Here is a 19,683-nt window from a genome sequence, read left to right as displayed (position 1 = left end):
ATATATGACAGAATTACTCACAGTAAAAAATCTTCAAGTCATCACGAAGAAGAAAGCCATCCCTATTGTTAAAGGGGTCTCTTTCAAGGTTGAACGTGGAGAAGTATTCGCTATTGTCGGTGAGAGTGGCAGCGGTAAAAGTATTACGACACAGTCAATCGCGGGGATGCAGGCAGGGAATCTTAACCTGAATGCAGAGCAGATTCAGTTCAACAACCAGGACCTGCAGAAGATAAAGAATAAAGACTGGCTGAATATCAGAGGGCATCAACTCGGCATGATTTTCCAGGACCCAATGACCTCACTCAATCCTACACTTACGATAGGTAAACAGCTGATGGAGATATTTATCATCAAAAAGAAATATTCCAGGAAAGCCGCAAGGGATGAAGCTATCCGTCTGCTGAAAAGTGTGGAAATCACTTTGCCGGAAGCGAGACTTAAACAGTATCCGCATGAGCTGTCCGGCGGCATGCGCCAGCGTATCGTCATTGCCATGGCGCTGGCTTTATCACCTGACCTGGTCATTGCCGATGAGCCGACTACAGCGTTAGACGTCACGACACAGAAGCAGATTTTATCGCTTTTGCAGAAGTTGAAAGAAGAGAGAGGCAGTGCCATTCTGCTGATTACTCATGACTTAGGCGTTGTCGCTGAGATAGCAGACCGGGTGGCTGTGATGTATAGCGGCAGAATAGTTGAACAAGGGTCTGTAGAGGATATCTTTAACCATCCTAGACATCCTTATACAGCAGGATTACTGGCTTCACTGATTAAAGAGGATACAGATAGAAGTCAGCCTTTATACTCTATTAAAGGGAGACCTTCTATGGCACACGAAATCCCGCAAGGTTGTCCGTTTGCCGATCGTTGTCCACATGCCATGAATATCTGTATTTCACATTATCCGGCAACGACACAGAAGCAGGACCATCAAGTAGACTGCTGGCTTGAGGAGGTGAGAACTTAATGAGCCTGATGACGATTGAACAGGTGGATAAATTTTATCCCCAAAAAGTAGGACCACCCGTGCAGATTTTGCATAACGTCTCTTTCACGATTAATGAAGGTGAAGTATTAGGTGTCGTCGGTGAGAGTGGCAGCGGGAAGTCTACATTGGGTAAACTTCTGACTAAAATAGAACCTTATCAGCATGGCAGTATTCATTTTAAAGGACAGTCAATTGATACGCTGTCCAAGAAAGAACTGAAGAACTTCAGGCGTCAGGTTCAGATGATTTTTCAGGATCCGGATTCATCTCTTAATCCTCGGATGAAAGTACATGACATTATATTAGAAGGAGTTAGAGGATTCGGTATTCCTGTTGGCGATGAGGATACTTTTGTCCGGGATCGACTGAATGAAGTAGGATTATCCAGTCAGTTCAAGGACCGCTATCCCTCTGAACTGTCAGGCGGCCAGAAGCAGCGTGTTGGAATAGCGAGAGCACTGGCGGTTGAGCCTGAGTTTCTAGTGGCAGACGAACCTATTTCCGCACTCGATGTTTCGGTACAGGCGCAGGTCCTTAATTTGATTCGCAAATTACAACGAGAGAAAGAATTGACTTATCTGTTTATCGGTCATGATCTCAATGTAGTCCGCTATATCAGTGACCGGATCATTGTCATGTATAACGGTTCGATTCTGGAAATCGCAGAAAGTGAAGAGCTCTTCAGCAATCCCAAGCATCCTTATACAAAACGGTTGATGGATTCAAGTCCAGTACAGCATCCAAAAGACCGCCGTGTAAACGAAGTATCAGTAGACCGACCGGACTACGGAGCGGTCAAATCATATCAGCAAATATCAGACAGCCATCTAGTGGCTGTACATTAAAGGGGGATATATAAATGAAAAAATTAGGTATTGGTTTAGCAGCAGCGGTTATTTTATTAGCAGGTTGTGGCAACGCAGATTCAAAAACGGATAAAAAATCAGGCTCAAGCGAGAAAAAAGTAGAACAGACGCTAAAACTTAACCTGGGTGGAGAACCTTATACACTGGACCCGGCCTTCGCGTCTGATACAACATCTTGGTGGGTCATCGACAGCATTTACAGCGGTTTATATCGTAAAGGTAAAAACGGTGAGCCTCAGCTTGACTTAGCTGAAAAAGCAGATGTCTCTGAAGATGGCAAGACCTATACATTCACGATTAAAGACAACCTGAAATGGTCAGACGGTAAAGAACTGACAGCGAAAGATTTTGAATATGCATGGGAACGTGTCCTGAATCCGAAGACAGCAGCATACAGTCCTTCAACGTTCTATTTCATTAAAGGAGCAGAAGCGTATAATACAGGTAAAGGGAAACTAGAAGACGTCGGTATCAAGACGATCGATGACCACAAACTACAAGTTGAACTGAAGGATCCGATTAGTTTCTTCCCTAAAGTACTGACCGGAGCAGCAGCCTATCCAGTGGAAAAAGAAGCAGTAGCTAAAGGGAAAGACTGGGCATCTAAAGCAGAGACACTTGTCTCTAATGGACCTTTTAAACTGAAAAACTGGAAACATAATGATTCACTGGATATTGAAAAGAATGATCAATACTACGATAAAGATAAAGTGAAACTAAGCGGCGTCAACTTCCGGATGGTTGCTGATCCAAATACAGAATATCAGCTTTATAAGAGCGGTGATCTGGATCTTCTGGCATCTGTCCCGGCTGATATTCTGAAAAGTGTCAAAGACAGCAAGGAACTCGTCAGCTATGAGAACTTCTCAGTCGGTACTTATTCATTCAATGTCAACAAAAAACCAGTAGACAATAAAAAAATTCGTCAGGCATTAAGCTACGCGATCGACCGGCAGTCATTTGTTGAAAATGTCTTAAAAGGCGGCCAGAAACCAGCGTACGGTTATGTGTCATATGGCGTTAAAGGCGCAGACGGCAAAGACTTCCGTGAAGAAAGTAAAAAGTACTATGAGTATAATCCTGCAAAAGCAAAACAACTGTTAAAAGAAGGATTGAAAGAAGAAGGGTTAACAGCTTTACCGAAATTGACGCTGAAAACAAACAGTGAAGGCATCAACAAAAAATCAGCAGAAGTGATCCAGGAAATGCTGAAACAGAATCTTGGTATTGATGTCAGTATTGAAGGACAGGAATGGAAAACATATATCGATACATTTAAGCAGAAGAACTTCCAGCTGGCACGTATGGGCTGGGGCGGGGACTTCCTTGATCCATACCCGGTACTTGCCTTATATGCATCAAACAGTTCAAGCAACTTCACTAACTGGAAGAACAAAGAATTTGATGCTTTGCTTGATCAGTCATTGAAAACAACGGATGATCAAAAACGTCTTGAATTACTGCATCAAGCAGAAGATATTCTGATGGATGAATTACCGATCTTGCCAGTAAATTTTGGTTACTCTAATACGTTAATAAAAGAAAACGTGAAAAATGTAAAAACTGATGCATTGAGTCGGCCAAACTTTATTTATGCGGAAAAAGAATAGAGAAACTAAACGTGAATACTATCTATTGATTGTCTTTAAGTTATTTATCTTTTGAAACAATATTTTGTCGATTGAATGATATATACAGTAGCAAAGATAACTAAAAAGTAAGAAACCGTCTGTCATTATTGCAGACGGTTTCTCATTATTTATAGTCAGATATATTTTGTATCAATGCTTTTAACTGCTTATTAATCACTTCATCCTCAAACCAACCATCTTCTTTTTGCAGTCGTTTATTATAACTAATCAGCAATTTTAAGGCGTCTTGCGTGATGGCTCCACTGATTTTGAGATGTGTATTTAAGGCTTCATATGCAAGTCTGCCATGTGGTGAATGAATGACATATGCGATAGGCTTCTGCATTAATGTCGCCTCTGAGAGCATCCATTCAAGTGCATTCTTTAATATAGCAGGGACACCTCCCATATATTCCGGGCTGACGATGACAACAAAGTCAGCTGCTTTAATCTGCTCCCTCATTTGATTAACGACTTCATAGTATTCCTGGTATTCGGTTTGTGGATTGAATAGAGGCAGGTCTTTGATCGAATGAATGACTTCGAATGTATGGCCGGCTTTTTCAAGCTCACCACCTATCTTCTCAAGCACCCCTAAGTTTGTTGAACGGGGATAAGGATTACCGCTGATACCGACAATTTTCATAATTGACCCTCCTTTATAAAAGACACCTATTATCATTGAAAACGATCATTTATTAAAATAGCCCAGCACTAAAATGGAGTTAGAGATTCTGCAGTATGAAGAATATTTATCTAATGTCAGAGCTAAATAGAGTTGTAGATGATATTAAGAATTTTGTGGCGATGAAATATTGATTCACACATTAATCGAGTGAAAAGAAATTGTTATATCAACCCTTTAATATTTTTAAAATATGTATAAATTTGATAAAATAAGGAAAACAAAGGGAATGGAGAAACCCATGACTAAAAAACAATTTGTGATTAAGGTAGCAGGCGCTGTGATGGCAAGTACGATACTGATGAGTCAAGTCAATCACGTGGAGGCTAAAAGCCAGAAGAAACAAATAGACCCAGGCTTCAGTGTGGTGGACCGCACAAAGAAAGCAAATAAGAAACAGAAACAAGTGGACCCGGGCTTCAGCGTAGTGGACCGCACAAAGTAATTCACTGATACTAATAATAGAACAAGCACTCTTCAAAAATAAGTGAGGAGTGCTTTTTCATATATTGGGGTTAATGAGATTACTGTTAGATTGTTTATAGAATAATTTTAAATTTAGGCTATAATGGAAGTATTACTATTTTTGTAAATTAATATTTTAGGAGGTTATGATGGCTAAGTTGACGTCATGGATTCTCTGGAGCATTTACAGTGCAATAATTTGGTTATTATTCTTGATACCAGCTATATTTGTCTGGGCCAGAACGGTAGATGGGACTGGGGCTAGCCAGACCTTTGAAAGCAGAATGATCAGTTTAATGGTACTTATGGTCTTCTTCCTCGTTCCATTCATCATTCAAGTCATCTGGCTGATTTGTAATATTGTTTTTTACCGGCCATCGAGTAGATGAAATAAGCGAATAAAACCATTAGTACTGATGCAATATTTGAGGGGTCTCGTCATTTGGTTTCTATAAATAGAGGGTTGGCTCAGAAGGCAATAAAGGAAGTCGAAAAGATGGATTGCCTAGGAAATGGCAGTGAAAAAATTGAATGACAAAATGTCCTTGATTGAATACAGAAAAGGGGTATGACGATGAATCAGCAGTTGATTAAAGCGAGAGATGCAGTGGACGTGGCATTAGCGTGCATAGATGAGATTCAGAAAATGACGAGCAATGCTAAGGCGTGGAGCTGGTTTGATATTTTAGGTAATGGCTTTATAGGTAGTTTTTATAAGCGTCAGAACATCAAGAATATCAATGACAAGATGACCGCATTGCAGGAGGATCTGCAGAGAGTAGTGGCGGAGCTTGAAGATATTAATTTGACCGCTGATTTCAATCTGTCAGATACGTCACCGGATCTGTTTCTGGATGTGTTCTTCGACAATATTGTCACAGACATCAGAGTACATCAGGAACTGAGTGACCTTAACCATGAGCTTGAGAATACAGCAGAGCAATTAAATATTATTGCCAGAGTCATTGATAACGAATTTTAAAAAGCAGCCATAAGCTGCTCTTTATGCTTTAGGTTGGATAACAACGGCTGTCCCGTATGCAACAACGCTGGAAGTACCTTCTGTCGACATATTGGAATCAAAACGAACTGCAAGTACAGCATTTGCTCCCTTTGCGAGTGCGTTGTCCTGCATTCTATCGACAGCCTCTATACGGGCGTTTTCAAGCATCGTCGTATAGCTTTTCACTTCGCCACCGAACATATTTCTGATACCTGCCCCGAAATCTGTAAACATATCACGGGATTGCACAGTGATTCCGAAGACCTCACCTATCGTCTTCACTACTTCATGATTTGCAATACTTTCAGTCGTTACAACAAGAACATCTTCTCTATTCATCACATCACCTCCTAATATAATTTTACAATTAATAGAAAATTTATTCAAAATTTAGATTAAGAACCATAATATAAAATTCTATAATATCACTGAGGAGGTGTAATGGATGAAAGAAGTGACGGTACACGGCATTACAATCAAATACCGTGAAACAATGAATCTTGTTAAAGATGACTATCGAATGGTGTTTCTTACGGCAGGGTTCGATGACATACACTGTGTAATTGATTTTAACTATGAGAATGGCCGATTTAAAAATATCAATATCAAACCACGTTTCAATATTGATATCACAGTTGAAGAGGGCGTCTATATTTTTGACGTCAATTATGCAGGGGAATGATCGTTGCTTTAGGGGAATGGAAAGAGAAGTGGAACCTTTCTTATATTATGAATTACAAGGAACTTATCGTCTGCCAGGCTTTTTTGTTTATCATTCAAATTCTGGGTTGAATGAGGGTGGGTTTAGGCGTATACTACATTCAATTAATGAGTTGAATGAGGAGCTGAGATGATGAGTGATTATCAATGTGATGTTGTCTGTCATAATGAAGCGCAGGTCGCCCGTGTAAGGCAGCATTTAGATGCCCTGCCCATGCTTGATGTGACATCTATTCTTAAGGCGCTTGCTGATGTGAATCGCGCCAAGATTATCCGTGCATTATGTGTGGAAGAGGAACTGTGTGTCTGTGACCTCGCCTGTATACTGGATATTTCTATCGCGAATACATCCAGTCACTTAAGGAAGCTGCATAAGCAAGGACTGGTGAAGTCAAGACGCGAGGGTAAAATGGTTTATTACGGCTTGGATCATGATCTGGCTGAACAGATAATGACGCTGTCCTTAAAGCATCTGGAGGTGACCGTATGAGTGAAGGAACTGAACGCAAAACCTATCGTATTCAGAATTTATCCTGTTCCAGCTGTGCGAAGACTTACGAAGAGAATTTAAAGGCACTGCCTCATGTCCAGGATGCGGAAGTGAATCATGCTGCAGCGAAGATTTATATCACCGGCGATGCGACGATTGCGGAGATGGAAAAAGCGGGCGCATTCGACAATGTGAAAGTCAGAGATGTCAGTGAAAGCAAAGTGGAGAAAGAGAGCTTCTGGAAGAAAAAAGAGAACTATCCGGTCTACGTGGCTGCCGTTCTTGTCATCATCAGTTTCATTCTGTCTTATACATCGGGCGAGAATGCATGGCTGCCGACAGCCGGCTATCTCGCTGCTATTATCATCGGTGGTTATTCATTATTCATAACCGGATTCAAGAATCTCATCCGACTGAAGTTTGATATGAATACACTGATGACCATCGCGGTGATCGGTGCTGCATTAATCGGTGAATGGCAGGAAGGGGCGACGGTTGTTATTCTCTTTGCGATCAGTGAAGCGCTCGAACGGTATTCTATGGATAAAGCACGGCAGTCTATCAGTCTGCTGATGGACGTTGCACCGTCTGAAGCATTGATCCGTAGAAACGGTGTAGAGCAGGTGATGGATGTCGCTGATATTCGAGTGGGCGATGTGATGATCGTCAAGCCGGGCCAGAAAGTGGCGATGGACGGTAAGGTGATTGAAGGACAGTCAACAATCAATCAGGCCGCGATTACAGGGGAGAGTGTGCCTGTAACGAAGCAGGTGAATGACGAAGTCTTTGCGGGGACGTTGAATGAAGAAGGCTTACTGCAGGTAGAAGTCACTAAGCTTGTAGAAGATACAACGATTTCCAAAATCATTCATTTAGTAGAAGAAGCACAGGCTGAACGTGCACCGTCACAGGCCTTTGTCGACCGTTTCGCGAAATACTATACACCAGCGATTATGCTGATTGCCTTTCTCGTCATGCTCATTCCGCCGTTATTGTTAGGCGGTGGCTGGCATGAATGGCTCTACCAAGGTCTGGCTGTGCTGATTATCGGCTGTCCGTGTGCACTGGTCGTCTCTACACCGGTTGCCATTGTCACGGCTATCGGTAATGCGGCGAGACACGGGGTGCTGATTAAAGGGGGGATTCATCTTGAAGAAGCGGGGCATATTGACACTATCGCCTTTGATAAGACGGGCACCCTGACAAGAGGCATTCCCGTAGTGACAGATATGTACCCGCATCATAATGAAGCCCTGAGAATCGCAGCCGCCCTTGAAAATGGCTCACAGCATCCACTGGCAGCTGCCGTAGTCAGAAAGGCACAGGCTGAGCATCTGGATTATGCGGCAGTCAATCTCACTAACTTTCAGTCTCTGACCGGAAAAGGGGTCAAAGGCGATGTGGCCGGCAGAACTTATTATATCGGTAGTCCGGGGCTCTTTGAATCACTGGGACTGGGGACAGATGCCCGTATAGCGGAGTGGCAGTCAGAAGGAAAGACAGTGCTGTTATTTGGCAGTGACCGCATTGAGCTGATTATGGCAGTTGCAGATGAACTGCGTCCGGAAGTGTCCGGTGTACTGCATGAACTGCATAACATGAAGATCAGTACGATGATGCTGACCGGTGACAATGAGAGAACAGGTGCAGCCATCGGTAAACAGGCAGGTCTCTCTCTCGTTAAGGCGAACCTTATGCCGGAAGATAAATTGAAGGTCATCAAAGAAACGAAGCAGCAGCATCAGGTCGCGATGATTGGTGACGGTGTCAATGATGCTCCTGCACTCGCAGCAGCAGACATCGGTATAGCGATGGGAGGAACAGGGACAGACACCGCACTTGAGACAGCGGATATCGCGCTTATGTCCGACGATCTGAAGAAACTGCCGTATACGATACGTCTAAGTAAAAAGACGTTAACCATCATCAAGCAGAACATCACTTTCTCGCTGCTGATTAAAGTGATTGCCCTTCTGCTGGTTATACCAGGCTGGCTGACATTGTGGATCGCTATCTTCTCTGATATAGGTGCTACACTGATAGTAACGCTGAACAGTATGCGGCTGTTGAAAGTGAAGGATAACTAAATTAACGGATTACTCTATCTGTAAATTTATTTAGTACTCAATATTGCCTGGATGTTCTTCATCTATTATAGTTTCGCCCCTGCATTTGATGGATTTAGATTGAATCCGGTCATCATTCCATTTGCTTTGCTTACTCTGTTATTAGTCTATCTATACATTTTATGGAATCGAAAGACAATGCCGGATAAGGAAATAGATTAACAGCCTTTCAGTGATGAAAGGCTGTTTTTTTAGCTGTTTAGCCGACATATCGATTATTAATTACTGAGTACACGCCGCAACCATCAGGCCGGTCAAATCGATGACTCATAAAGTGAGATGTGGCGGTGAAGGCTGTATACACAGTATGTACCGGACAAGAGATTGGATTCCTTCAGAACACCGCACTATAATGAAGAAAGTAATATAATATCAGGAGGAATAGACAATGAAAATAGGTATTGTAGGCGCCAGTGGTAAAGCAGGACGTTTAATCTTGCGGGAGGCCCTAGACCGTGGCCATGAAGTAACTGCGATTGTACGCGACCATTCTAAAGTGACCGCAGAAGTGCCTCTTATTGAAAAAGACATTCATGATTTAACTCGTGAAGATATTCAGCACTTCGACGTGCTGGTGAATGCCTTTGGGGCACCGCTCGGTAATAGGCAGGGGCATATTGATGCAGGACGGGCACTTATTAAGCTCGTTGAAGGTACTGACATCAGACTGATCGTACTCGGTGGTGCGGGTAGTCTTTACACTGATGACAGCAAGACAGTAAAAGTCGTGGATGCACCTGATTTTCCTGATGTCATTAAACCGACAGCGAGTGGCCAGGCTCAGAATTTAGATGAGCTGCGTCAGACGACTGATATCAACTGGACATTCCTCAGTCCAGCTGGATTCTTTGATCCTGAAGGGGATCGCACAGGCAGCTATCAGTTAGGACAGGATGTACTATTGATGAATTCTAAAGGTGAAAGCTACATCAGCTATGCTGACTTGGCTATTGCTATGGTAGATGAAATTGAACATGCAGCACACCTTAAGCAACGATTTACTGTAGTAGGAGAAAGATTAAATTAATGACGGCTGAAGGCGCAGATGAAAATCTGGGCCTTTTTTTATTTGAGCGAATGAATGGGATACTGAATCTTATGGTGTAGAGGAGAGAAAGGATTATTCCCTAGGGGTTCTCAGATAGTGTGGGCGTTATGAGCGATAAACAGGAAATATCGCTCATAACTCAAAGAAAAGCACTGGTATGCCCGAGTTATGAGCGATAAACGGGGAATATCGCTCATAACTCAAAGGAAAGCACTAGTATGCCCGAGTTATGAGCGATAAACGGGAAATATCGCTCATAACTCAAAGGAAAGCACTGATATGCCCGAGTTATGAGCGATAAACAGGAAATATCGCTCATAACTCAAAGGAAAGCACTAATATGCCGGCGTTATGAGCGATAAACGGGAAATATCGCTCATAACTCAAAGGAAAGCACTGATATGCCGGCGTTATGAGCGATAAACGGGGAATATCGCTCATAACTCAAAGGAAAGCACTAATATGCCGGCGTTATGAGCGATAAACGGGGAATATCGCTCATAACTCAAAGGAAAGCACTGATATGCCGGCGTTATGAGCGATAAACAGGAAATATCGCTCATAACAACTAACCAGTATAGGCATCAGGGTAATACACCCTCAACCCTTCATTTATCTGAAAGCCAGAAAATGTCTCAGAACCGAACATAACATTACAAACACATTTCAAATCGTAATGGTTGTTATATGGCTGATATAATTTGTTATTTTGGCGTAACTCATGACATCTTTCTATGTGTTATAGTATATCTTGTAGCTTAAAGCATAACGAATAACGAATAACGAATTAAAAACTAATTATATAACCAACAAATTTTGGAGGGTTTTTCTATAATGAATAAAACTATCTTATCAACTACTTTAGCATTAGGTTTAGGTGCAGCATTAACAGGTCAATCAGCAGACGCTGCTGAAATGCCAGTCAACAAAGCAGAACTTGCAGATCTTGCTATGAACCACCAGGACAAATTAAATGCAGCACCTATTCAAGAAGGAACTTATGACTATGAGTTCGACTACAATGGATACCACTTCGATTTCGAATCTAACGGTTCATCTTGGACTTGGAAATACTACACAAACGGTTACACACCAGTTGCTGCTCCAGCAGTTACAGCGCCAGCAGCAATCGCACCAGTAAAAGCGCCTGTTACTCAAGCAGCACCAGTACAACAAGCGCCAGTACAACAAGCACCAGTTGCTCAAAAAGCAGCTTACCAAGCACCAGTAAGCTACCAAGCACCAGCTCAGACTTACTCTGCGCCTAAAGCAGCGACAACTCAAACATCAGCATCATCATATGCAACTAGCTCAAGTGTTGATCAGCACTTAAGATTAATCATGCAACGTGAATCAGGTGGTAACCCTCGCGCAGTAAATCCGGCAGGCTACTACGGTTTATTCCAATTCTCACCTTCTACTTGGGCAGCAGTTGGCGGTACAGGTAATCCTGCAGACGCATCAGTAGCAGAACAATGGAAACGTGCTCGTATTCTTTACACTCAATATGGTGCTCAGCACTGGACAACTGCATAATCTATATCACTTCAAGCCTGGGATTATCCCGGGCTTTTTTGTTTTTATAAAAGGTTTATCTTTTTATCAGCAAGGGTAAATGTGATTACATAACTGATAGAAAGGATGATTATCATGGCTTTAGATGGTAAATTTGATCAGCTTAAAGGGAACGTGCAAGAGAAAATTGGAGAACTGACGGACAACCAGGACTTAAAAGAAAAAGGGGTAGAAAACCAAGTATCTGGTAAAGTTAAAGAAACGACTGATCATGTTAGAGATGCAGTGAACGATAAAGTGGATGAGTTTAAAAATAAATAACAGTAAAACGACTGATGATACGGTATCATCAGTCGTTTTTTACTTATCTTAAGTATGTGATTTTTCGCCATAACCATTCCAGTGGGCCTGTTCTGTAATATTTCAGATAGAGATTGCTTAACCATAAGAGTACAAGTGCAATGGCTGTCAGTAACAGATGAAGAGTGATGATGTGCAGACTGTTATAGAACTTAAATAGATAGAAAATCAGAAACAGAATCACACTTTGAAAGATATAGACACTGAAGGCAAGCTTCCCGAGTGCCTGGAAAGGCATGAGCACCTTAAGCGAGCTGGATTGACTGCACAACAGTACCAGTGTCATGACGTAAGCTGCCGCGAGGATGGTGCCGCCCACATAGACGAGTTCATAACGGCCGTCTAGTGCAAGTATCTTGATGGTGATACCGCTGATGGCAGTCACTGCGATTGAGAGAAGTGTAGCCTTTTTGTGGATGACCAGCTGACTGAAGACATCCGTTCTGAAGCACCACATACCGAATAAGATAAACGGCATAATCATCAGGACGCCTGAAATGATATTGAACACAGAGAGAGGCGTCGCTAAATTCATGAATTGCTGTGCATTCCAGCTTACTATTCCGGCAATATCGCTATGACTGATTGCCTTTGTCAGCAAAGCATCGGATGTAAAGGCTAGGGATTGGCTGTCTGACAGCAGTGCAATCATGAGAACAGAAAAAGCGGTTAATGAAAACTGAATGATTGCGACGATTAGTGAGACGACAGGTCTCATGAAGAGAAACGGGATACAGAGTAAGGCCAGTGTCGCGTAAGTCTGTAAGATATCACCATAAAACAAGAGAAATCCGTGCAAGAGGCCAAAGACCATCATTGCTAAAAAACGCCTTAATAATATAGGAGAAGGATTCTGTCCACGCTGTATGATGTTTTTGTACATAATCGCCATTCCTATACCAAATAAGAAAGCGAATATCGGATAAAAGGAGTTGTGGATGATCACTACATTGATATGATAGATCCATTTACTCAAAGTATCAGGGTAGATTTCTGCCGGAGAATTGTAGACATTCGCATAGTGAAAACCAAGTGCATTCATGAAAAGAATGCCGACCAGACTGATACCGCGGATAATATCGATGCTGACAATACGTTCTTTCATATATATCATTCCTCTTCTTTTTCGATTGAGTGTTAATTACATTATAGAATAGAAGTGAAATAATATTTCTTAAAGTTTCCTTAAAAAGCATCGGCATGTACTTGCTTTAGTGCAGTCGCAATACGTTCGGCTGCTTTTCTGCCGCCGATAATATTTCTGGCAACAGGGCCAAGTTCAAGCTCAGCGAGAGGACCTGATACATATAGATGATCAAACCACTCAAGATCCTGATTGACCACGGGGAAACCACAGTCTGCTGTTGGAGGCTGATAGGTCTGAATCAGTTGATGATAGAGTGGGTCACGACAAAGATGAGAATCGCATCCTGTCGCCAGAGCAATATGATGATAAGGAATCGTTCGGCCATCAGTAAGTGTAATGATTTGGTTATCTACCTTTTCGATATGGCCTTTCATGATGTTCACTTTACCTTGTGCTTCAAGATATTTTAATGATTGCTTTAAATGCATGGGCATAGAGCCTCTGTGACGGGCTTCCTTAATCATCTCACGTCTAGCCGCAAAGCTATCGGTCTCATGGAATCTCTTCATATTCTTAGGCCCTAGCCAGCCTGGTTCTGAATCCAGTTCGTGACAGCGGATGTCATGACGCATGATTAAAGTAACAGGTTTATACGCTGAAAGTTTTCTGACAGCGTGACACGCCGTAATGCCCCCTCCGATGACGACGTCTGCATCAGCCAGGGGTGTATGGTAATCAAAGATATGCTGATATCTCTCGGGACTGACAGCAGACATAAAATCGGGAATATGATGAATGTGGTTAAGGCCTGTCGCAAGAATAAGATGACTGGCTTGATAGACGCCATTTTCACCTGTCACTGTCCATATCTGATTTTCTTGTGTCAATGTGACGGCTTTGTCATAGACATGACAATCTTCTAGGCTGTTTTCTTTAATTGCATGCTGAATATGGTCATTGAACATTTCAAGCTGCGGCCGTTGATAATAACCACTGAATGCTTGTGTATACTCATTGATCTTAGCAAATTGCTTTAGATCGTAAGGATTAGGATGGACATGGTGGACAACGGGCGAACGAAGATAATCCATAGCGATGTTATCTGTAATCTGCCGCCATTGCTGAGTATAGGGACCTGGCTCTATAATCTGAAGGGATTCCTTTGTGATGATGTGATCCTGCAATAGACGGAGTGCTATTGTAATACCGTGAATGCCCCCGCCGATAATTATGATATTCATATTTGAAACCTCCTGATAAAAAATAAGAGCATCACCTGGATGCTCTTAAAGTGTCGTATGTCGCACGAGGTACTGAATCAGTGCGCTTAATTCGTAATTATTACGATTTAATAATAACAGAAATAAATCAGAAAGTAAAGTTAAAAACTGTCATTGCAGGGTAGAGAAGACTATCAGTCAGGTAATCAGGTGAGTATATGAAATTGTTACGTTATTTAACGAAGATTAGTTTAGTCTTATTCGGTATCGGGATCATTTTATTGATTGTGTCATCCATTTATCATGATGCGCAAACTCCGAAGGATAAGGAGGTATTACGTCAGTATCTTGGCGCTCATCATCATTTTGTGCAGACAGCAGATGGCACTTACAGTGTCTATGAAAAAGGGAGCGGACATGATGTCATTCTGTTCAGAGAAGGACTGCTGACCGTATCCAATATGCTTGATTTTATGCCACTTGCTGATGCATTGAGCAAACATCATCGTGTCATCCTGATAGATCCGTTAGGTTACGGTATGAGCAGCAGTCCAAAAACGAAGCGGACAAATGCGCATATCAATCAGGAATATCATAGAATCGTTTCCAAGCTGACAGATAATCAGGACCAGCTGACATTCATTAATCACTCAATCAGCGGTGCCTACACAATGGATTATGTGAACCGTTATCCGGCGCATGTGAAGCGGGTGATTAATATCGATGGTTCAAGACCTGTGCAAGGACTGAAAGTAACGGACGACCATCCCTTTGAGCTTATTCGTCTCGCGCCTATATTGAATGAGACCGGTACAATCAGGCTGGCTTTTCAGTTCGAAACGACGCGCCAGCTCACTGGTTTCAGCGAGATGCTGCACGATATGACGCCGCTATATCATCAGACCCTTCAGCAACAATACAGCAGAATGAATCAGTGGGCTTTTCTGACCAGTGATATGCTGAAGTACTACACAGAATCCAATAATAATATCGCGCGCATCAAAGGCATGACATATCCGCCTGACATAGCCGTACGGTCATTTGCGGCGAGCGACACCGTCAGAAAATATTCAGACTGGCTCCATCTGCAAAATGAAGCTTTCAGCAATCCGGCGCTGCAGCATACCATTCAAATGGATGGGCCTCACTACCTGCATCATACTTCCAAGCTTTTAACAGAAGATATTATCAAATTCACAGATTATTAATCATGAATGGAGAGGTGAGTCAAATGAACAAATTATATTCATATGCATTATCAGCAACCCTTTTATTATCAGGCCTGACGATTGTCTTTTCTGAACCGGCAGCGGCAGTGACTTCTGCGTCACCATCTGTCAATCCGTCTATACCTTACTATATCTATAACGGTTACTTCAAAAACAATTCGCAGACATTGATCAATCCACAATTTGTACGGGCACTGAAAAATGACAACGTGAAGATCAACGGCTATATGATCAACAAAAAACGACCGAAAACAGAACAGAATACCCAAATCAAATATCGTTATGACATCATGATGAATCTCTATCAAAATAAAGTCGTCGCTATTCATTTACTGGCAGATGAGAAAGCCATCACGCTGAAACAGTTCAAAGCTGCGCATAAAGGCACTAAAATATTGAAAGTCAAAGACTATCATAATGGTGCTTACCATATCATTTACCAGACAAAGAATGGTGGCAGCTACGAAGCCACTTTTGCCAATGGTTATCTGACGCTTGTTTCAATCTACTGACCGGTCTCTGCTGAACAATCTAACGGGTGTCACAATAGCAATAAAATAACAGCAGCCCTTTAATAACAGGGCAAATGACAGAAAAAGACCTCTCCGGTGCAGGAGAGGTCGAATCATCTTATTTCTTTTTAATGGCTTCAAGCATTTCTTTGGTCATCGTATCTAAGTCAAACTTAGGAGCGAAGCCCCATTGTTTTTTAGCTTCTGATGCATCGATTGAGTTTGGCCAGCTTTCTGCGATAGCCTGACGTACTGGATCGACGTCATAGTCTAACTCGAAGTCAGGGATTTCTTTACGGATGCTTGCTGCTACCATTTCCGGATCAATACTCATAGCTGTTACATTGAATGCGTTACGGTCTTTTAAATTTTCTGCTGGTGCTTCCATTAATTTGATGATAGCGTCGATAGCATCGTCCATGAACATCATATCCATGAATGTGCCTTTGTCGATGTATGAAGTGTATTTACCTTCACGAACGGCTTTGAAGTAGATTTCTACTGCGTAGTCTGTTGTGCCGCCACCCGGTTCTTTGACATGTGAAATCAGACCAGGGAAACGGACACCGCGTGTATCGACGCCGAAACGGTGGAAGTAGTAGTCACATAATAATTCACCGGACACTTTGTTGACACCATACATCGTCGTTGGACGCTGGATAGTCGTCTGAGGTGTATTGTCTTTAGGTGTATTCGGTCCGAATGCACCGATTGATGAAGGTGTGAAGAACTGCATGTTATATTTACGCGCTACTTCCAAGGCATTCAGTAAGCCGCCCATGTTTAAGTTCCAGGCAAAGACAGGATTCTTTTCTGCCGTTGCTGATAATAATGCAGCCATATGCATGATGGTATCAGCTTTGAAGTCTCCTGCAATTTGGTCCATTCTTTCAGCATCTGTTACATCCAGTTCTTCGAAAGGTCCTTCGAGCACTTTTGAACCTTCTTCCGGACGACGTAAGTCAGTTGCTAATACATTGTCTACCCCGTAGATTTCACGGAGTTTCAGTGTTAATTCTGTCCCGATTTGGCCGAGTGCGCCTGTGATCATAATACGTTTCATTGTTGTACTTCCTTTCTGTAGTGGAAAATAAATTATTTAATGATATTTAACTCTTTACCGACTTTTTCGTAGATTTTAAGGGCATCATCCAACATTTCTTTAGTGTGAGCAGCTGTCGGCATATTACGTACACGTCCTGTACCTTTAGGAACAGTAGGGAAAACGATAGATTTAGCGTAAACGCCTTCTTCCATTAAGCGTTTTGAGAATTGTTGAGTTGTTTTTTCATCACCGATAATACACGGTGTGATCGGTGTTTCTGAATGGCCGATGTCGAAACCGAGTTCTTTCAGGCCTTTTTTCAGGTAGTCGCCATTTTCCCATAACTTATCGTGAAGTTCAGTAGATTCCATCAAGATATCAATCGCTTCAATGATAGCCGCTGAGTCTCCTGGTGTGAGTGAAGTCGAGAATAAGAATGGACGTCCTGCCACTTTGAGCCAGTCGATGAGTTCCTGTGTACCTGCTACGTAGCCGCCGACTACGCCAATTGCTTTTGATAATGTACCCATCTGGAAGTCGATTTTGTCCTGTAGACCGAAGTGTTTGACAGTACCTGCACCTTTACCCATAACGCCTGATCCATGTGCATCGTCGACATAAGTGATGAGGTTGAATTCTTCAGCGATTTCTGCGATTTCAGGCAGTAATGCCACATCGCCATCCATTGAGAAGACGCCATCTGTGATGTACATGATTTTTTTGTACAGGCCTGATTCAGTCGCTTCTTTCGCTTTTGCACGTAAATCTTCCATATCTGAGTGTTTAACACGGATGATTTTTGCTTTGGACAGACGGCAGCCATCGATGATTGAAGCATGGTTCAGTTCATCTGACAGGATGGCATCATCTTTGTTCATGACAGCGCTGATCGCCCCCATGTTACAGTTGAAACCAGACTGGAATGCAATTGCTGCTTCAGTGCCTTTGAACTCGGCAATCTTCTTCTCAAGTTCTCTGTGGACATCAAGAGTACCGTTGATAGTCCGGACAGCTCCCGCACCGACACCGTGAGAATCGATGGTTTCTTTTGCGGCTTTTTTCAGACGGTCATGTGTCGCAAGACCTAAGTAGTTATTGGATGATAAGTTGATCAGTTCTTTACCATCGATTTTGATTTTCGGACCATTGGGACCTTCAACTACGTTGATTTCATTGTAGAGTCCGTTGTCTTTTAAGTAATCCAGATTTTCATTTAAAAACTGTTCTAAAACTTTAGACATGAATAATGACCTCCTAAGTTTTTGTCATGACCATCATAACATTTCTCACGTGAAAAATAAAAGAAAAGTCCGTCTGAAAAGTACAATTTAATAATTTAGACACAATAAAAGCCTTATTTTATACATTATTTGCATTTATTTATCTTGTATAGAACAGCTATTATCTTATTTGTTCATTTCAGGTGTACATATGTATGTATATCGTGCAACCGTTTACAGTCAATATTTTGTCAAAAATTATTGTACGGAAGCACTTTACAATCAAAACTTTTGGTTATATGCTTATTGTGAAATAAATCACAAAGGAGTTTTGGTCATGAAAATCGGTATTGTGAAAGAACTGAAACAAGGTGAGGGACGAGTAGCCTGCACACCTGAGAATGTGAAAAAGTTAGTGGACTCAGGGAGCGAAGTCGTGGTGCAGCAGGATGCAGGGATCGGCTCAGGATTTACGGATGACATGTATGTGGAAGCAGGCGGTCAGATTGTGTCGCATGAGGAAGCCTGGACGGCAGACCTGATCATTAAAGTGAAAGAGCCGGCAGCCAGTGAATTTCAGTATTTCAGGAAAGGTCAAATCATCTGGGGATTCCTGCATCTCGCTTCTTCCAAAGAGACAGTGGAAGCGATGAAAGAAGCAGGTGTCACAGCTATCAGCGGTGAAACTATTATTAAAGATGGTAAGGCAGAACTGCTGGCGCCGATGAGTGCGATTGCAGGTCAGCGTTCAGCGCTCATGGGTGCTTACTATCTGGAAGGACAGCACCAAGGTCAAGGTATTCTGCTGTCGGGTGTACAGGAAGGCGTTGATATTCCGGGTGGTACGGTAGTGATCTTCGGTGGCGGTGCGGCAGCGGTCAATGCAGCGAATATTTCTCTCGGCCTGAACAGTAAAGTCATCATCATCGAACTGAATGATGAGCGGATCAACTGGCTGACAGAGCACTATGCCGGCAGAAATGTAGAAATTGTGAAGTCAACACCCGCAAATCTTGCAGAGGAAATCAAGAAAGCGGATATCTTTATTTCAACCATTCTGATTCCAGGCGCTAAGCCGCCTAAACTGGTTACGCGTGAGATGGTCAAATCCATGAAAAAAGGCTCAGTGATTGTGGATATAGCCATCGACCAGGGGGGCACAGTGGAAGGTATCAGACCGACTACGATAGCTGATCCGGTTTATGTTGAAGATGGTATTATCCATTATGCGGTCCCTAACCAACCCGGCGCTGTCCCTAGAACCTCAACAATGGCTCTTGCACAGGGCAATATCAAATACCTGCTTGAAATCAGTGAAAAAGGACTGGAGACAGCACTGACTGAAGATGCTGAACTGAGAACAGGTGTCAATATATATCGTGGACATATCACTCATAAAGGTCTTGCCGATTCGCATGACATGGCTTACGAAGAGCTTGAAAGCTTGCTTAAAAAATAACAATAAGGTGT

The 19,683-nt window shown here is 42.4% G+C and carries 21 protein-coding genes; 15 read left to right on the top strand and 6 right to left on the bottom strand.

Annotated features, from left to right (window positions below; translation table 11 throughout):
• Positions 1–4: 4 nt before the first annotated feature.
• The 3 genes from ERX55_RS09320 to ERX55_RS09310 are packed head-to-tail and all read left to right on the top strand — an operon-like array spanning position 5 to position 3,467.
• The gene (locus ERX55_RS09320) at positions 5–970 is read left to right on the top strand and encodes an ABC transporter ATP-binding protein (protein ID WP_133452304.1); all 966 of its coding nucleotides are present in this window, start codon (positions 5–7) and stop codon (positions 968–970) included.
• Entirely contained in the window at positions 970–1,836 is an 867-nt protein-coding gene (locus tag ERX55_RS09315; protein ID WP_133452303.1) for an ATP-binding cassette domain-containing protein, read from the top strand. The genes ERX55_RS09320 and ERX55_RS09315 overlap by 1 nt, the downstream gene beginning before the upstream one ends.
• Before the next feature lie 14 nt (positions 1,837–1,850).
• The gene (locus ERX55_RS09310; protein WP_133452302.1) at positions 1,851–3,467 is read left to right on the top strand and encodes a peptide ABC transporter substrate-binding protein; all 1,617 of its coding nucleotides are present in this window, start codon (positions 1,851–1,853) and stop codon (positions 3,465–3,467) included.
• Between the two features lie 145 nt (positions 3,468–3,612).
• Here the strand turns inward: ERX55_RS09310 and ERX55_RS09305 are convergent, their stop codons facing one another.
• Positions 3,613–4,134: an NADPH-dependent FMN reductase gene (locus tag ERX55_RS09305; protein ID WP_165983767.1), complete on the bottom strand. Its 522-nt coding sequence runs from the start codon at positions 4,132–4,134 to the stop codon at positions 3,613–3,615.
• A gap of 280 nt (positions 4,135–4,414) precedes the next feature.
• Between ERX55_RS09305 and ERX55_RS09300 the strand changes: the two genes are divergently transcribed.
• The 3 genes from ERX55_RS09300 (at position 4,415) to ERX55_RS09290 (ending at position 5,620) form a co-directional block, all read left to right on the top strand.
• Positions 4,415–4,618 (top strand): hypothetical protein, encoded by a 204-nt coding sequence (locus ERX55_RS09300; protein ID WP_133452300.1) that lies wholly within the window; start codon positions 4,415–4,417, stop codon positions 4,616–4,618.
• A 166-nt stretch (positions 4,619–4,784) separates the two neighbouring features.
• Positions 4,785–5,027: a DUF3923 family protein gene (locus tag ERX55_RS09295; RefSeq protein WP_341777467.1), complete on the top strand. Its 243-nt coding sequence runs from the start codon at positions 4,785–4,787 to the stop codon at positions 5,025–5,027.
• A 185-nt stretch (positions 5,028–5,212) separates the two neighbouring features.
• The gene (locus ERX55_RS09290) at positions 5,213–5,620 is read left to right on the top strand and encodes a hypothetical protein (protein WP_133452298.1); all 408 of its coding nucleotides are present in this window, start codon (positions 5,213–5,215) and stop codon (positions 5,618–5,620) included.
• A gap of 21 nt (positions 5,621–5,641) precedes the next feature.
• On the opposite strand, the gene ERX55_RS09285 is transcribed toward ERX55_RS09290, so the two are convergent.
• Positions 5,642–5,980 (bottom strand): YbjQ family protein, encoded by a 339-nt coding sequence (locus tag ERX55_RS09285; protein WP_133452297.1) that lies wholly within the window; start codon positions 5,978–5,980, stop codon positions 5,642–5,644.
• 106 nt (positions 5,981–6,086) lie between these two features.
• Between ERX55_RS09285 and ERX55_RS09280 the strand changes: the two genes are divergently transcribed.
• From ERX55_RS09280 to ERX55_RS09255, 6 genes are all read left to right on the top strand, one after another.
• Positions 6,087–6,323, top strand: a complete 237-nt coding sequence (locus ERX55_RS09280) for a hypothetical protein (protein WP_133452296.1) — start codon at positions 6,087–6,089, stop codon at positions 6,321–6,323.
• Positions 6,324–6,494: 171 nt separating this feature from the next.
• Positions 6,495–6,851 (top strand): ArsR/SmtB family transcription factor, encoded by a 357-nt coding sequence (locus ERX55_RS09275; protein ID WP_243721491.1) that lies wholly within the window; start codon positions 6,495–6,497, stop codon positions 6,849–6,851.
• Positions 6,848–8,938 carry a heavy metal translocating P-type ATPase gene (locus ERX55_RS09270; RefSeq protein ID WP_133452294.1) on the top strand — a complete coding sequence of 697 codons (2,091 nt, stop codon included), beginning with the start codon at positions 6,848–6,850 and terminating at the stop codon, positions 8,936–8,938. Before ERX55_RS09275 ends, ERX55_RS09270 begins: the two co-directional genes overlap by 4 nt.
• Positions 8,939–9,365: 427 nt before the next feature.
• Positions 9,366–10,004, top strand: a complete 639-nt coding sequence (locus tag ERX55_RS09265; RefSeq protein WP_133452293.1) for an NAD(P)-dependent oxidoreductase — start codon at positions 9,366–9,368, stop codon at positions 10,002–10,004.
• Between the two features lie 855 nt (positions 10,005–10,859).
• Positions 10,860–11,561 carry a transglycosylase family protein gene (locus ERX55_RS09260; RefSeq protein WP_133452292.1) on the top strand — a complete coding sequence of 234 codons (702 nt, stop codon included), beginning with the start codon at positions 10,860–10,862 and terminating at the stop codon, positions 11,559–11,561.
• A gap of 114 nt (positions 11,562–11,675) precedes the next feature.
• Entirely contained in the window at positions 11,676–11,861 is a 186-nt protein-coding gene (locus ERX55_RS09255; RefSeq protein ID WP_133452291.1) for a CsbD family protein, read from the top strand.
• Between the two features lie 43 nt (positions 11,862–11,904).
• Here ERX55_RS09255 and ERX55_RS09250 read toward each other — a convergent pair whose 3' ends face one another.
• Entirely contained in the window at positions 11,905–13,005 is a 1,101-nt protein-coding gene (locus ERX55_RS09250) for a DUF418 domain-containing protein (RefSeq protein ID WP_165983766.1), read from the bottom strand.
• 80 nt (positions 13,006–13,085) lie between these two features.
• Positions 13,086–14,228, bottom strand: a complete 1,143-nt coding sequence (locus ERX55_RS09245) for an NAD(P)-binding domain-containing protein (protein ID WP_133452289.1) — start codon at positions 14,226–14,228, stop codon at positions 13,086–13,088.
• Between the two features lie 197 nt (positions 14,229–14,425).
• Here ERX55_RS09245 and ERX55_RS09240 point away from each other — a divergent pair, with 197 nt between their 5' ends.
• Together ERX55_RS09240 and isaB are read left to right on the top strand one after the other, a co-directional pair.
• A complete protein-coding gene (locus ERX55_RS09240) occupies positions 14,426–15,415 on the top strand; it encodes an alpha/beta fold hydrolase (RefSeq protein ID WP_133452288.1) in 990 nt (329 codons plus the stop codon).
• A 23-nt stretch (positions 15,416–15,438) separates the two neighbouring features.
• Positions 15,439–15,948 (top strand): immunodominant staphylococcal antigen IsaB family protein, encoded by a 510-nt coding sequence (gene isaB / locus ERX55_RS09235; RefSeq protein ID WP_133452287.1) that lies wholly within the window; start codon positions 15,439–15,441, stop codon positions 15,946–15,948.
• Between the two features lie 118 nt (positions 15,949–16,066).
• On the opposite strand, the gene ERX55_RS09230 is transcribed toward isaB, so the two are convergent.
• Positions 16,067–17,011 carry an L-threonine 3-dehydrogenase gene (locus ERX55_RS09230; RefSeq protein WP_133452286.1) on the bottom strand — a complete coding sequence of 315 codons (945 nt, stop codon included), beginning with the start codon at positions 17,009–17,011 and terminating at the stop codon, positions 16,067–16,069.
• A 32-nt stretch (positions 17,012–17,043) separates the two neighbouring features.
• A complete protein-coding gene (locus ERX55_RS09225; protein WP_133452285.1) occupies positions 17,044–18,234 on the bottom strand; it encodes a glycine C-acetyltransferase in 1,191 nt (396 codons plus the stop codon).
• A 316-nt stretch (positions 18,235–18,550) separates the two neighbouring features.
• Here ERX55_RS09225 and ald point away from each other — a divergent pair, with 316 nt between their 5' ends.
• Complete coding sequence (gene ald / locus ERX55_RS09220) at positions 18,551–19,672, top strand: alanine dehydrogenase (protein ID WP_133452284.1); 1,122 nt, start codon at positions 18,551–18,553, stop codon at positions 19,670–19,672.
• Positions 19,673–19,683: the final 11 nt, after the last annotated feature.

It is taken from the genome of Macrococcus bovicus (assembly GCF_004359575.1).
Classification (GTDB): domain Bacteria; phylum Bacillota; class Bacilli; order Staphylococcales; family Staphylococcaceae; genus Macrococcus; species Macrococcus bovicus.
This window is presented reverse-complemented; position numbering and strand designations above follow the sequence as displayed.